The 13,571-nt window shown below is 57.5% G+C and carries 13 protein-coding genes; 5 read left to right on the forward strand and 8 right to left on the reverse strand.

Translation table 11 applies throughout. From position 1 onward, the window contains the following. The first annotated feature begins 136 nt into the window (after nucleotides 1-136). The 4 genes from ASD55_RS06450 (at nucleotide 137) to ASD55_RS18330 (ending at nucleotide 2,830) form a co-directional block, all read left to right on the forward strand. A complete protein-coding gene (locus tag ASD55_RS06450; RefSeq protein ID WP_056764599.1) occupies nucleotides 137-511 on the forward strand; it encodes a hypothetical protein in 375 nt (124 codons plus the stop codon). Between the two features lie 105 nt (nucleotides 512-616). Next, nucleotides 617-1,273, forward strand: a complete 657-nt coding sequence (locus tag ASD55_RS18325; protein WP_157598851.1) for a hypothetical protein — start codon at nucleotides 617-619, stop codon at nucleotides 1,271-1,273. Nucleotides 1,274-1,770: 497 nt separating this feature from the next. Further along, nucleotides 1,771-2,214, forward strand: coding sequence for a hypothetical protein (locus ASD55_RS06460; RefSeq protein WP_157598853.1), 444 nt, complete (start codon nucleotides 1,771-1,773; stop codon nucleotides 2,212-2,214). Between the two features lie 85 nt (nucleotides 2,215-2,299). Continuing rightward, nucleotides 2,300-2,830 (forward strand): hypothetical protein, encoded by a 531-nt coding sequence (locus tag ASD55_RS18330; RefSeq protein WP_157598855.1) that lies wholly within the window; start codon nucleotides 2,300-2,302, stop codon nucleotides 2,828-2,830. Nucleotides 2,831-3,043: 213 nt separating this feature from the next. On the opposite strand, the gene ASD55_RS06465 is transcribed toward ASD55_RS18330, so the two are convergent. The 5 genes from ASD55_RS06465 to ASD55_RS06485 form a co-directional block, all read right to left on the reverse strand. Further along, on the reverse strand, nucleotides 3,044-4,027 hold the full coding sequence (locus tag ASD55_RS06465) for an SOS response-associated peptidase family protein (protein WP_056764604.1): 984 nt from the start codon (nucleotides 4,025-4,027) through the stop codon (nucleotides 3,044-3,046). 602 nt (nucleotides 4,028-4,629) lie between these two features. Then, a complete protein-coding gene (locus ASD55_RS06470) occupies nucleotides 4,630-5,523 on the reverse strand; it encodes a hypothetical protein (RefSeq protein ID WP_056764616.1) in 894 nt (297 codons plus the stop codon). 15 nt (nucleotides 5,524-5,538) lie between these two features. Next, on the reverse strand, nucleotides 5,539-6,513 hold the full coding sequence (locus ASD55_RS06475; protein WP_056764606.1) for a lambda-exonuclease family protein: 975 nt from the start codon (nucleotides 6,511-6,513) through the stop codon (nucleotides 5,539-5,541). A gap of 97 nt (nucleotides 6,514-6,610) precedes the next feature. After that, entirely contained in the window at nucleotides 6,611-7,567 is a 957-nt protein-coding gene (locus ASD55_RS06480) for a DUF932 domain-containing protein (RefSeq protein WP_056764617.1), read from the reverse strand. Nucleotides 7,568-7,856: 289 nt separating this feature from the next. Further along, nucleotides 7,857-9,509, reverse strand: a complete 1,653-nt coding sequence (locus ASD55_RS06485) for a lysozyme inhibitor LprI family protein (protein WP_056764608.1) — start codon at nucleotides 9,507-9,509, stop codon at nucleotides 7,857-7,859. Nucleotides 9,510-9,829: 320 nt separating this feature from the next. Here ASD55_RS06485 and ASD55_RS06490 point away from each other — a divergent pair, with 320 nt between their 5' ends. Next, the gene (locus ASD55_RS06490) at nucleotides 9,830-10,180 is read left to right on the forward strand and encodes a helix-turn-helix domain-containing protein (RefSeq protein WP_255357464.1); all 351 of its coding nucleotides are present in this window, start codon (nucleotides 9,830-9,832) and stop codon (nucleotides 10,178-10,180) included. A 63-nt stretch (nucleotides 10,181-10,243) separates the two neighbouring features. Here the strand turns inward: ASD55_RS06490 and ASD55_RS06495 are convergent, their stop codons facing one another. The 3 genes from ASD55_RS06495 to ASD55_RS06500 all read right to left on the reverse strand — a co-directional run bounded on the left by ASD55_RS06495 (nucleotide 10,244) and on the right by ASD55_RS06500 (nucleotide 12,802). Next, entirely contained in the window at nucleotides 10,244-10,711 is a 468-nt protein-coding gene (locus tag ASD55_RS06495) for a JAB domain-containing protein (RefSeq protein WP_235577739.1), read from the reverse strand. 152 nt (nucleotides 10,712-10,863) lie between these two features. Next, complete coding sequence (locus ASD55_RS18335) at nucleotides 10,864-11,181, reverse strand: hypothetical protein (RefSeq protein ID WP_157598857.1); 318 nt, start codon at nucleotides 11,179-11,181, stop codon at nucleotides 10,864-10,866. 670 nt (nucleotides 11,182-11,851) lie between these two features. After that, nucleotides 11,852-12,802, reverse strand: a complete 951-nt coding sequence (locus tag ASD55_RS06500; RefSeq protein ID WP_056764612.1) for an integron integrase — start codon at nucleotides 12,800-12,802, stop codon at nucleotides 11,852-11,854. Nucleotides 12,803-13,571 lie beyond the last annotated feature (769 nt).

Here is a 13,571-nt window from a genome sequence, read left to right on the forward strand (position 1 = left end):
TGACGGTTGTTTCGCAACACCATCATGGCCCTCGAGGTCTTAGGGGGAGGAAGTCTCTTTTTACTCGTTCAAGGCGGACGGCTTCGCCGCCGCTTAACTCTAGCGTTAGCTCCTACCAACAACACCAGGGGAATCCATGAAGTATCTCGTTGCGACTTTGCTACTCATGCTGCTGACGAGCTGTGCAAGTTTGCCCAGCCCGCAGCAGGCCGCCGCCGCCGATTACGGCTCGTATCCCTCTAACTACGAGCAAGTCGTGAAAGCCTACTACGACAACACACTCAAAGATCCAAGTTCAGCGCAATACAGAGACATTGCATTGCCAAAGCAATTCTGGCTTGGTAATAGGTTTACGGGCGCGCAGTATGGCTACATGGTTTGCGTCACGCTTAACGCAAAGAACTCCTACGGTGCTTACATCGGCTTTCAGACCGATGGCCTGCTAATACGTGATGGCGTCGTTATTCAATACGTGCCAAAAGGCGATTGGTTTGGCAAGCAAATGTGCTGAGCTAACAGTTCGTTCAAGGCGGACGGCTTCGCCGCCGCTTAACTCCAGCGTTAGGCCCCAAATACACGCAATTTGCCAACACTTCTCTACAGGGACAACTTCACCATGACGAAATCGCATTGGGGAACAAGATTTGGCATTACTCTCGCGATCACTGCAATGGCAGGTTGTGCATCACAAGTAGAGACGCGGGAGCCAGTGCAACCCCGCGTCAATGCACAGGTCGCAGACCTAGCCAGCCAACAGCAGGAAATAAACCGGATAGAAGCTTCCTATACGTGCAATATGGATAAATATCCAGATGTTTATAATTATGTAAGCTCTTATCTTCGAGAGTCCAATGCTTACCCGATAAATGTGATGGACAATGTTGCATATCGCAATTACGTGGTACAAGAAATGAGAGTTGCGAACAAATATATTTCCCCCAGTTACTTAAAGAAATATTATATAAGCGCGAACTCATCAATAATTGAAGATGCATATGGAGATGTTCGCCCACCCAAGCTTATCTGTATCACGAATGGACCGGATGAAACATATGAAGCACTCATTTTCACCTATTCACACAAGAAGATGGACTACGCCATCGTCGATAAGCTAATTGTAGTATCTGAAAATCGGGAGAAATATCTGTGGCCCTCACGTCCGCCCGAGAGAGTTATGCCAGAAGACAGTAAGCTCTACAGCGACCTAGGCGTCCCCGCCATTCCAACAAGCGCGATTCACCTCCTACAGACCGAATTCAGGCAACACCCATGATCTCTATAAAGGTAGGGATTATGGCGTCTCAGGTCGCAGTGACGGGGCCTAACAGTTCGTTCGAGGCGGACGGCTCCGCCGCCGCTCAACTCCAGCGTTAGAGCGCTCCGAAATGTCTCAGGCGACAAAAATCCTTATCCTCATCGCCAGCTTCCTGCCGCTACTGTTAGGCCAAGTCTTCGCCTTTCTACTGCTCTCCAAGCCAGTTGGCGGCCACCCTTGGCTCGAAGACAACGTGGGCTATTTAGTCCTTTCGCTCGTTGTGTTTCAAGCCACGATTGCCGCTTTCTTCATTTGGCATCTAAGGAGCTGCTCAAAGGTCCCGCCGGGGCAACGCACGAGCTGGGTGCTCCAATTCCTGTTCTTGCCACTTGGCGTGGTTAATTACTGGTACAAGCACATGTGGCGGGTCAATGGGCACGCGCTCTAACATTTCGTTCAAGGCGGACGGCTTCGCCGCCGCTTAACTCCAGCGTTAGACGGCAATAGGGGGATGCATGCCGAAGGAAGCTTTATACAAGACGTTCATTTCGCGAATGAAATCAGCGTCAGATGCCGGAATGTACTTGGAGGCATCTTGGTACGCCTATGCGGTGCTAGAGGATCGACTCGTTTCGCTACTGCAAAACTCTGGTGGCGTTGGTGAGAAGGCCGGCGGAGCTAACGGAAAGCCCATAAAAATGATGGGCCCAAAGCTCAAAGAGCTGTCTCGTCGTGCAAAGAAGGATGCGCTCCTCAAAGAGAACTTCGAGCACGACAAACTCAACTCCTGGAAGGAATCTAGAAATAACCTCATGCACGCCATGGGTGATGCCACCATGCCCATCGACGACATTGACGCAACCGCAAAAAAGCTCGCAGAGGATGGGCAGAAGCTATTGCGTGACTATGCGGCAGCTTGTCGCAGGCTGAAAAAGCATCGTGACAAAGTTGCCGTCTAACAATTCGTTCAAGGCGGACGGCTTCGCCGCCGCTCAATTCCAGCGTTAGGCGCTATCTGGCATCCCTACAACTTGTGGAGTAAAGATGACTTCCGTCTTTGAAGTCAGCAAGAGACTCGATCTAACGACGGTAGATGTGCCGGGTACTCACGGCCTTATCAGGACGATCAGCCCTTCAAGCATTGCTCTAGTAAAAAGTTCCGTCGATGGCGGCTATTGCGGCGTCTACGTGTTTTCGCTTCGAAGCGGTGGAGGCAACCCAGTTCCCTGGTATGTGGGACTCGCGAAGAAGCAAGCATTGGGGGTTGAATCGCTGGAAAAAGACAAGCTGCGAAAGTACGCCGCCGCAATGTTCGGCCGACGAGGATCGCCGTCTCTTACGTTTCTATGCCCTGTGGGAAATGCATCAATAAAGGGCATAGACGGCCTTGAAACCTTGCTAATCTGGATCGCAAGATCTAAGAATCCCAACCTACTCAATGAAAAGAAGATTAGCGGCAAACCAAGTAATATCATCGCCCTAACCAACTCTACTTGCGTAACGGGAGTGATAAATCGAGGGCAGGGAAAGCCTTCGAAGGTGGCTCTTGATTTCATCGGCATGATGGGCCTCTAACTAACCAGGTCGCGCCTAACAATTCATTCAAGCCGAACCCGCTTCGCGGGTCGGCTTAATTCAGGCGTTGAACGTCCGATTCTGGCCGATTCCGGTCGGTGGCCTGTCGCTGGCCAGGATGCCGACGCGGTGATCATGATCGATTGATCCTGCTTATGAGCTACATCGGTGTGAGCTGTTAGCCTCAGGTTGCTGCGACCGGAAGCATCAAAACTACTTCTGCTGCACCAGTTGATGTTCGTAATACGGTCGCACACGTCGGTCGAGAATCGCATACAAGGTCGCGTAGTCATTGGGGCTTGGATCGAGCCATGCATCAATGTCCTCTTCCTGAATCGGAACGGGGCACCGGTCGTGGCCCGCCTCGACAACTTCAGAGGGCGGGTCATCGGTGATCGCGGCGAATGTGTAGAACCCCGGATCGTCGCCAGCTGCCTCGACATAGGTCCAGAGACAGGCAACGAAGAGGTTTTCACCAGTCGATGGTGTGAATAGGATTTCCACGCTCTGCTCGCGCTCACCTGGTACCAGCGGCCGTTGCTGCAGATTGTGGAGATACACGCTTTCGTAGAATCGATCCACGATCATGATGCCGTGGTTGTAGCCGAACACCTTGCGCCATACGGTCGAAAGCTTGTCGCGCCGCGCGTTGTACGTGCCTGGCTTCTCGATCTCGTCGGCCTCTGTCCAGCCCGGCAGGCGACAGCGGTAGCGCATCGGGACGACCATACGCCCGCCCGTTTCCGGATCACGAATCAGCACCGGAGCGAAGTAACCAGGCCAAATTCTGTCGATGCCTTCGGCAGGTGCTGGTAACGCCAAGTCTTCCAGCTTTTTCCTTCCTGCCTCTATCTTGTTGGTCGCGACGCGGCGGTCGTTCTCGGCCTTCTTGGTCGGCTTGCTTGACGCTAGCTTGGCGTTCGCCTCGACGAGGCGCGCTTCCTGGACGCCAATCTCGGACGCGATCAATGCGATTGCCTCATTTTCCGCTTCGCGCGCCAATTCGATCGTGCCAATGTCCAGCACGGCACTCGTGGCGTCGGTCATGGCGCGTCGCATCGCCTTCGGGACAACCTTGACCCAGTTGCCCTTCTTTTTGGTCCAGCCCGCGAGATTGGTGAATTCCTTAATGTTGAGCTTTCCGCCAAAGCGCTCGTATTTTCTGAAGTCCGCCAAAATCTGCGCCGAGTAGCACATGTCGATGCCTGCTTGATCTGACGGAGCTAAGCATAGTGCCCAAGACCCGCTGTCATCTCCCTGTCAGATCTGTTTCGCTGAAACACGCAGTTTCCGCCCCGATTGGCCCGCGGCCCAAGGGACGATGCGAGTGCGTAATGATCCGCATACAGCCAGGGAAGGTGAACGCATGAACGAGCCCGCACCGTCGAACGGCCCGAGCAAGACGTGTCAGCCATCGGGTCCGACACGTGGAAACAACCCGACGCGTCCAGGAGCAACACCCCCGCCTGCACCTAAGGGCGGCAAGAAATAGCTCGAAGGCCGGCATTGCGCCGGCCCTTTTTGCCGCCGTGAAAGTTTCGAAGCGAAACCTCAGGCCGCCGCCTACACGTTTCCAATCCATCCTCCGATTCACTAAGCGAATCTGCACTACCAACATTACGTTGCCGCGTGAGTCTGGCCCGAGCCGACTAGGAGTCCAGGCGAAAGCCGACCCAGAGTGTCAGGTGGAACCGACGAGCGAGGCATCCGCTAGAGATCCGGATCTAGCCAACCCAAAAAAAAGTTTCAGGGCTGCGGAGAGGAGCCTTGGCTCCCCTCCGCGGGTTGTGCAGATTTAGTCATGTAACTCCAAGTCGAGCGGCTTTCTCCTCAAGCCTCCCCATCAGGCTGGCCGGTGGATCTTTGCCGTTTTTCCCCTGCACAGTGACGTGCCCGCCTTCCGGGAAAAACTCCTCGACCACTGCCGGCACGTCCTCTGCCAGATCCTCAAAAGCCCCATTGGCGAACCCCTTGCGTGCGGCCTCGTCCAGTGCATCTTGGTCAAAACCACTGGCCCGCCGAGACGCGTCAAGCTGCTTGGCCTCGGCGATGGCATCCTCCAACGTGATGCCGGATCGAACCACGAGGTCCACATAGAAGATCGCGGAGCGAAAGCTCATTGTCGTCGACTTGCCTCGCAGCTTCAGTTCCAACGGCATGCAAGCTAATAAGCCGCCTGATACCGCCTGGAAGTACTGCAGTCTTGCAGCCAGAGTGCGGATGGTGTTGTAGGACGTGGTCCTGAGCACGAACGATCCCAATGCGTCCTCCTCGCCGATCACCACATTGAGCCTCGCGTAGGGCTTGCAGTCGCCCTTGGCAAACGGACAGGCGTCAGGTGATGGGCAGGGAAGGGTGGCCATACCCTCTGCTGCGGACCGGCGGCAGGATTCACCGTTTCCTACGCACACCGGCCTTCCCGTGGTTCGATCGAACAGCGAATAGTCGGCTCGAAGGTTTAGCGACGGATCGCTGAAGAGCATGCGTACCGGAATCGACCGCAGCTTGCCTCCGGTTGCTTTGCGCAAGGCTTCATCCAACGGATGCGGCAGCCATCCTTCGCGACTCTGCACTTGGCTGGTGACGGTGAACTGGTCGTCTTTCTCCGGCAGACGCTTGCCATTGCGCTCGACCACGCGGCCAATGGAAATCCGCCCGATCACTGGCGGTGTGATAACTAGACCTTTAAGCACAGGGAACTCCTTCAATTAGGCATCGGACGCAAGGGACAGGACAAACCGGCGCGAGCCGGGACGGATCGCGGCGTAACGCGCAGCAATGTCGGGGTGGTCGGCGGCCAGTCTCTTGGTGTCGAGGCTGGTGCCGTCTTTCGAGCGTCTGTAAGTGACCTCGCCATCTGGGAACACAGCGCGCGAGGCGTCGCCCATCGCCTGCTGGATGGTTTGCTTGTACTGTTCGGCCTGCTGTCCCTTGTCTTCCAGCTCGGTCTTGAGCACGGCGAGTGCCGTGAACGTCTCGCACAGGGCTTGGTCCTGGCCGAAGTCCAACGTCGTATCGTTGCCTGGATAAAGTTGACGCAGGGCTCGTGCAGATGACTCGCTACCATCTGCGAGCGGCTCGATGTTCTGTTCCACACACTCCCAGAACTTCGTTTCGAGCAAGATCAATCGCGCGATCAGCTCGTCATCACGCTCGATGCGATGGATCTCCAGCTTCTGCCCGCACAGCAAGACGGCCACATCTGCCGCCGCGTTGCCGGTCACGGCAAGCTGGTGTTGGACCTGCAGCTGTACGTATTCCGGCACGCCGTCTTTCCACAGCCGCGAGCCGAACTCGCCCGCCGTTTTGCATTCCAGGATCTGTACATCCGGACTGCCCACGATCTCCCGATCGAGGTTCGCCAGCATGAAGCTGAAGGTCGGGTGCTGGAGCACGGCGTTGACACGCCGTACCTTGCGTCCGGTCTGCTGCTGGTAAGCGGTCGCCACGTAGGGTTCGAGCAGAGTGCCCCAGTAACACGGATCATTCATGCCGGTGGTTTCCGCTTTCGCAGCCGCTCGTCCGGATTTTTCCAGCCACAGCTCCAGCTGGCTCTTGTATGGGTTGAGGCCCACCGCCGCGGCGGCATCGGAGCTGCCGATACCACCTTGGCGCACTTCCAACCACTGGCGTCGATCGAGCGTGCGCGTGTCCACCAGCCGCAAGGCTGCTTGCTTCTTCATCAGTGTTCTCCCAAAGAAAAGCCCGGCCAATGGGCCGGGCGTTATGACGTGTGCATCAGGTGGGTCTCACCAACTTGCGCGGTAGTAGATGTCTCCGTCAGGCCACCAGCTTCATCGCTTCGTCCCAGGCGCGCTGCTTGATCTGCGCTCCCTGGCCGAACCACGCCGCATCACGGCGGTGATCGTCGCTGCGCGCCCGGCGGTGGTGGTCGACGAACTCGGTCACGCTGTTGACCACACCCCACGCCGTCCCCCGGCTGGACGCCATCAACGCGCCGCGACCGCCTCCTTCGTACAGTGAGCGGACGGTGGCAAGCGCCTGCTCGTTGACCACAATGGCTTTGCCCTCTGGAGCTGCGTAGGTGAGTACCCGGCGCAACAGGCCTTCGACCGTATCAGGATCGACTGGCCGCTCCACCAACGCCTTCATGCGGGCGACGAAGCCATCCCACGACGACACGGTAATGCCCAACTGCCGCTTGACCGCATCGGGATCGAACTGGCTGCGATGCGGCACCTTGATGGCACTACTGGCGTTCCCCAGCGCGATAGACAAGGTGTTGTTGCAGACGACACGCACCGAGGTGAACTGCGCCGTAGTCGCCAGCGTGCCGTCGCACGCCGTGGCCAGGAGCAGGTAACCATCAACCCGGTCACGCCCCTTGAGCGACGTGCTCTGGCCGGTCTTCGCCAGCGCCCAGAACTTGCGGCCCTCACGCAAAACGCCGGCCGTTTCCAGCTCGAAGCCATTGCAGGCGGTCAGGTCACGGTAGAACTCCAGAATCTCGCCTGGCTGCACAACGTGAAAGCGCTTGGAGACCACGGCCAAGGGTGCCTTGGTATCCGACCGGTACAACACCTTCTGCTCCGGGAACGCGTTGATCACACCCAGGTGGTTGCTACCGGAGATGTAACGGACTTCAGATTGCTCGATCTGCCAATCCATGCCCGCTTGCATCTTCCATGTGTCGATGGATTGCTGCGGAGCCAATTTGTTGCCAAGGCCGTGCCACGGCTTTTCGCCGGCATAGGCCATCGTTTCGACCAAGTGCATGTTCGTGTCCTCGTTTGTGGGCGGCATAAACGCACAAGGCCCGGACATGCCGGGCCTTGTGTGTCTCACCAGTGGTGAAGTGAATCAGCTAACTTTCAAATTGCTGCGGGCAGCGCATGTTCCAACGCCCAACGTCCAGTCAGAGCAACGCCAAGACGCGGCACATAATCGGCGTTGCTTTTTTTCCTCTCGGCTTATCAGTCAGCAAAACCGCCGGGTTGACCGGCACATGAGGTCAGAAGAGATCGCGCGGGAACCCTCGCGGCGAAGAACCTACAAGCAGGCCCGCTCAGGCTCCGGACGCCTTGTCGCTTTGCAGCGTCGAAATCAGGGCACCTGGGGTTTTGGCAGCCTGTTCGCGCAGATCCTGAAGGCGGCTCCTCGTCAACCGTTCTATGCAGCTACGTTCGTCACTGCATTGGCCTCGAACAGTCAGGTACGTGCGCTGGCGTGACAACAGCGCACTCTTTTGCGAGGCATCGGCCTGTTTCGCAAGAGCCCGATATTGCGCCGAAACGTCGGCATCAAGCGCACTGAGCACGGGATCCGCGCAGATCGTCGTTTCAGTCGGGGTCTGAGCCTTAGTGCAATCAAAGCCTGCTTGATAGGTGTGAGGGACCTGAGCATGCGCTGAGCCGTCTGTGTTTCCGGTGGCGACGGTGTTTGCCGTTGCTGCCGAAGTAACCGCATTGGCTGCGGGAGTGGGAGGGGCGGCAGGAGGCTGAGGAGCAGTCGCTGCGGAGGCGACCGGCGCTGGCGCAGCAGGGCTTGCGGAGGAAGGGTTGCCGAAGCTCACGGCCGCCTGCGAGGCCAGGGCGGCTGCATTGGCACTGGCCCTCTCTTCAGGTGTGGGCGGTACGATCGTCGTAGAGTTCTCTGCAGTGCCATTACCGCTGTCCGCGACGATGCCATCGGTCACCGTGATCTGAGCCATGGACTTCGTGTCAGGATCTTCATAGTCAACCACGCCATCGATTGAGCCATCCTTCATGGTCATCGATAGAAGGACTTTCCCTTGCTGGTCGAAAGCCTTAAACGGCCCGTTGAGCATTCCTTCGGACCACGTTGAGGTCACGCTGACTGCATTCGCGCTGATTCCAGAATACCTGGTGCCTGGAGCTCCAAAAATCCTATCTCCGGCCGGATTATACGACTTGAATCCTCCCTTCTCAGCGAGGTTGAAAACGTCATAACGCAGGCCGCTGGGGTCAACCCAAGTGCCATCACGATTGTCGTTCTTGTAGGCCCCCTTTGACGGAGGCTCGTTGGTGCCTTTGTAGATCGTGGCGGGGCCGTTCTTCTTCCCGTCAGAAAAAGTGAACAGGCTGCCGCCATCCTCGCTGATGGTGCCAGAGGATGGATGCCCCTGCGCCCACACACCGTCCGCGTAGACGTCGCCGGCCTCGGTCCTGACGACTTCCCTGCCGTCCTTCTGTCCGCCCGCAATGTTGAACTCATCGACAACAGTCTTGCCGTCCTTGCCGTAGTAGACCTGTTTGCCATCCGGGCTGCCGGCCTTCCAATTCAGTTCGGCGAAGAGCTTTCCGGTCAACGGGTTGTGGATCGTCGAGGGACCATCGAACCTTTCGTTGGCAATCGCTGCTGTCAGCAAGGTATCGCCACTTTGATTCGTACACTTTACGGGGCCGCTCATGAGGCCCTTTGCATAGCTGACATCGCAGTCAACTTGAGCGGACATGGTGACCTTTACCCACTCCTCAACACGAAATTTCTCGTTTCTGAGCCAGTAGGTCTTGATTGCGTCCGGCATCGCCCCGAACCCTTTGAATGAAGCGATTCCGGTATAGGGATCGGTGAGGCCGTGTTTGTAGGCAAGACCGTCGCTGACGTCTATCTGCCGAGAATCAACGACTTCCTTGCCGCAGGCGGCGAGGAGAAGCGCACAAACGCCCAACAAGATCAAATTCTTGCAACCTTTCATGGTGTACCCCCTGAGGTAGCTTGGTTCACGGGCGGGAAACCGCCGCGTGTTTTTTGCTCAACATCGACCGACCCTTCGGTCGTGCTCGGTTTCCGTGGTAAGTGTTTTTGACCATCCTCTGTCTGTGTGAGCTTTCGTCGTTGCGCCTTCGCAGTCGGTGCTCAAGGCGTTCTGGTCTATTCAACAATGGCACATGCGAGATCGGTTCGAGGACAATTTGATCCGGCTCGAACGCGACGCTATATACTGCTACGGTAGTGTCTACTACGCGACAGGTATATGGGTCATGCTGATGAGGGTTCAGCCACCGTTGTCTTCGTTTGACCGAGTCCGTTACCGCCACCTTTGCGAAGCGTCTCAAGGCAGCTCGTGCCATGCGCGGCTTGTCCCAACGTGCGTTGGGAGGCCTCGTGTCCGGCGATAAGGTCAACGGCAGCGTCCGAATCAACCGCTACGAACAAGAAGTAAATCGCGCGGATATGACAACCGCGGCCGCGCTTGCCCAAGCGCTGGACGTACCGCTGGCCTACCTCTTCGCTGAAGAGGACGATCAGGCGGAATTGCTCCTTGCATTCGCCAAGCTCACGAAGAGCGAACGCACCAAAATACTTGGCCAAGTCCGCCAGTTGGCTGCAATCAGGCAAGCCAAAGGCGCAGCAAGCAAGCGCTGACGCGGCCCGACTTTTCCGGGACTCCTCAACTGCGCTTGCCGAACCTCCCGGTGGGTATCTCCGTCACATCAGCCCCCGGCCGGCCATGCTGACGCACTCGTTGCCCACCACAATGTGGTCCAGAATCCGCACCCCCACCAGTCGCAGCGCGTCGCGTAGCTCGTTGGTAATTGCCCGATCGGCGGCACTAGGCTCCGCGATGCCGCTGGGATGGTTGTGCGCCAGAATGGCGGCGCAGGCATTGACACGCAGCGCGGCTCGCACGACCTCACGAGGATAGATGCTGGCACCGTCGACAGTTCCAGTAAAAAGTTTCTGGCAGTCGATAATGCGGTGACGATTGTCCAGCCAAAGTATGTGGAACTCTTCGTGCAACAGGGCACCTAGACGCATGCGCAGGAAGTCATTGGCATCGGTCGGGTTGCCGATGCTGCCCTGACGTTTGAGCCTTTCCCCGAGAATGCCTTCGGCCGCGGCGAGCACGTCTTGTTCGGTCGTCTCGCTGTCGAGCTTGTAGCGGGTGTAAGCCATGGATCGGACAACCTTCATAGATAGCTCCTTGTGATCAGCTCAAGCGCATAGAGCCCGGCCTCACGGCCGGGCTCTATGCGCAGTCAAGCGGAAAGGTGAGAAGAACGAACAGTTTCGAGCCGGGCGGCTCGCTGTCGTCGGTGCGGGCGGTGCTACGTCAGCGCCGGATCCGTACGATCGCCGTCGAAGACATACCCGCAGGCCTGACACAGGAAGTTGTCGGGCAGGGCGTGATCAATCGGGGCGCCAATAGCGGCCCCAGCCGCGCAGCCGGCTGCGCCTCCAAGCAAGCCGCCCAGAATGGCACCGGCGATGACACCCATGGGATCGCTATTGCATTTGGACTCGGTGATGGCACTGGAGGCGCCCTGAATAGCGCCAGCAACTCCGCCAATGGCGGTCGCTGTCTTTTGTGCGCGCCGTCGACGCACGACGAACGCGGTGTGGCAGCGCGGGCACGATAGGGTCATGTGCGCGCCACCCCTTTGCCGGGTACGACCGTAGCTGTCCTGCCGTTACTGTCGGCGACCACATAGCCTATCGAGAACACGATGGCAAACGCAAAAAGACACTCAATGACCGGATAGTTGTACATCACGCTTTCTCCCATGAAGTTGACTTTGAGACTGAATATTCAGCTCATTGGAAAGAGCTTCTCGATGCTCTTCATGGGGGTGATATAGGTCTGAAATGTTTTCGGATCGTCCGGAAATACCTGCAAAAAGTTGCAACGCCTTGCTGCACCAGCCCATCTCGCGATACCAGAAATTGCGCGCAGACTTCACTGACCTGTGGGCAGCCGAGTCCCGCCTGTATGACGCAGACCTAGTGAATTTATACTCGCGACACTTCTCGGGGTGGCCGATACTTTCGCAAATGTCGTAGCACTTCGCATAACGGAGTGCCGACATTCTCTCAGGCAAATGCATGGGAGTCCGCTTCAGAGCAGAACGACCCCAACACCGTCAACGCAATCAAGCGGTTCAGATGCGTATTGCCAATCTGCTGACCATGCATCGCTATTGCAACTGTCCACACCCGGCATGTGAGGTGACCAGAGTCGCCAGGCCGTTGACCATCTGACCGAAGGTCTCTTGTCGACCCGAAGCGGACATCCGTTGGATGTCCGCTTCGGCGGCTTCAGTCGAAGTCCAGATAGTCCAAGGGACTGGTGGTCTTGCGCGCAGCCTGCTCGACATGTGTGTAGATCATCGTCGTTTTGAGGTTGCGGTGACCCAGCAACAGCTGAATCGTTCGGATATCGGTCCCTCCAGCTAGGAGGTGAGTCGCGAACGAATGGCGAAGTGTGTGGACTGACGCCTGCTTGATGACCCGCGCCTCCTGAAGGGCTGTCTTGAAGGCCATCTGGACGCCGGATTCGGATGCGTGCCAGCGAAGCCACCGTTCAGTGCTAGGACAACGCCGCAGAACGCGCGATGGAAATACGAACTGCCACGCCAGACTACGGCTAGCACTGGGGTACTTGCGTTCCAATGCATTGGGCAGCGGAGCAAAGCCTGCGCCTCTCGCTACGTCTTGGCGATGTCTACTCGCCACGCGAAGCAAATGACTCTGCAGCGGCCGATGCAGCCGTGTCGGCAAAATGGTGGTCCTGTCCTTGCCCCCTTTTCCTGCACGGACATGGATCATCCCGGCTTTCATGTCGACGTCCTTGATTCGCAACGTCATGCATTCCGTAACACGCAGACCCGAGCCGTAGAGGATATGGGCCATGAGCGCAGTCACTCCGTCCATCCTACGCAAGATGGCCGACACTTCATGCGCGGTCAGGACGATGGGCAAGCGATCCCGTCGCTGGATACGTTTCAATCCACTCAAGTGGCCGATCTCAACCTCGAACACATCTCGATACAGGAAGAGCAGTGCATTGAGAGCTTGTGACTGGGTCGATGCGGCGACGTGTTTGGCCGTCGCCAGATGGTTCACGAAGCCGACGATGCCCTCAGGTCCCACCGTGCGAGGATGGTGCGGCTTGTGGAAGTGGACGTACCGGCGGATCCAGAACCGGTACGCTTCTTCGGTCCTTCGGCTCAGGTGGCGACGTCGGCAGACAATCGACACCTGGTCCATCAGTCGCAGTGGGGGAGTAGAGGGGTGGGCGGTGTCACCCCATGAGGGTCGCTCCTTTTGGGGTCAAACGACCGGAGCATACGGCAGGCAAGACTGATGCTGGGTCCGGTTATTCGTCACCTTGCCAGTTAGGCACTGAGAGCCTAAAGTCCAGTGAATTCATGCGGATAGCCATCCAAGCGTTATGGCTGGTGCATGTCGTATAAACGGATCAAGAGATCCGGCTAATAGGTAGTTAGGCGCCAATGGTTGATTTTCGCGAACTGTCAGGGATCGATGCAGCTTGGCTCGCTGTTGATGCCTCCGGACAGGTAGCAGTCTTTACCACTGGCGGTGAAGGCCCGGTGCCAGAGACGGCCATCCCGTCCACAGAGTCTGGCGAGGAATTGGTCTTTGCGCTTCCAGAAGTTACGAGCGTTGACCTGCTCGCTGCCGTTCCCCGCCCTGACGACTTCTTGGCCTTCTGCAAGCGCGGCCTGTTCGCATATGACTGGTCGGACACGCATCGCACTTCGCCCAACTCACTGGGTGGCTATGAGCTGCAAGCTCGCCCCGTGGAGCCACGCCGCATAACTGACCTGCCCCTGCCACTCCAGGCCCTGGCTGCAGCCACGCAACTGTCTGGTGTAGTGTTTGGCGCACCAATTGTGGTTCCGACCTCACTGGTTGGCGCCTAACAATTCCTTAGGAGACTTCCCGTCAATACCACGCGCTTGATGCTCTTGCCTTGAGCTTTCAGGCTTTCGCTGGTGGCGGTGTTGTCGTTGAT

Origin of the sequence: Rhodanobacter sp. Root561, assembly GCF_001427365.1 — a bacterium.
In the GTDB taxonomy this organism is placed as follows: domain Bacteria; phylum Pseudomonadota; class Gammaproteobacteria; order Xanthomonadales; family Rhodanobacteraceae; genus Rhodanobacter.

Bases quoted from the DNA above. Each gene is read 5' to 3' on its own strand.
- ASD55_RS06465 (WP_056764604.1), bottom strand. From the start codon at position 4,027: ATGTGCTACTCGGCGCAGATTTTGGCGGACTTCAGAAAATACGAGCGC.
- ASD55_RS06500 (WP_056764612.1), bottom strand. From the start codon at position 12,802: ATGGACCAGGTGTCGATTGTCTGCCGACGTCGCCACCTGAGCCGAAGG.
- ASD55_RS06450 (WP_056764599.1), top strand. From the start codon at position 137: ATGAAGTATCTCGTTGCGACTTTGCTACTCATGCTGCTGACGAGCTGT.
- ASD55_RS06475 (WP_056764606.1), bottom strand. From the start codon at position 6,513: ATGAAGAAGCAAGCAGCCTTGCGGCTGGTGGACACGCGCACGCTCGAT.
- ASD55_RS06460 (WP_157598853.1), top strand. From the start codon at position 1,771: ATGCCGAAGGAAGCTTTATACAAGACGTTCATTTCGCGAATGAAATCA.
- ASD55_RS18335 (WP_157598857.1), bottom strand. From the start codon at position 11,181: ATGACCCTATCGTGCCCGCGCTGCCACACCGCGTTCGTCGTGCGTCGA.
- ASD55_RS06480 (WP_056764617.1), bottom strand. From the start codon at position 7,567: ATGCACTTGGTCGAAACGATGGCCTATGCCGGCGAAAAGCCGTGGCAC.
- ASD55_RS06495 (WP_235577739.1), bottom strand. From the start codon at position 10,711: ATGGCTTACACCCGCTACAAGCTCGACAGCGAGACGACCGAACAAGAC.
- ASD55_RS18325 (WP_157598851.1), top strand. From the start codon at position 617: ATGACGAAATCGCATTGGGGAACAAGATTTGGCATTACTCTCGCGATC.
- ASD55_RS06485 (WP_056764608.1), bottom strand. From the start codon at position 9,509: ATGAAAGGTTGCAAGAATTTGATCTTGTTGGGCGTTTGTGCGCTTCTC.
- ASD55_RS18330 (WP_157598855.1), top strand. From the start codon at position 2,300: ATGACTTCCGTCTTTGAAGTCAGCAAGAGACTCGATCTAACGACGGTA.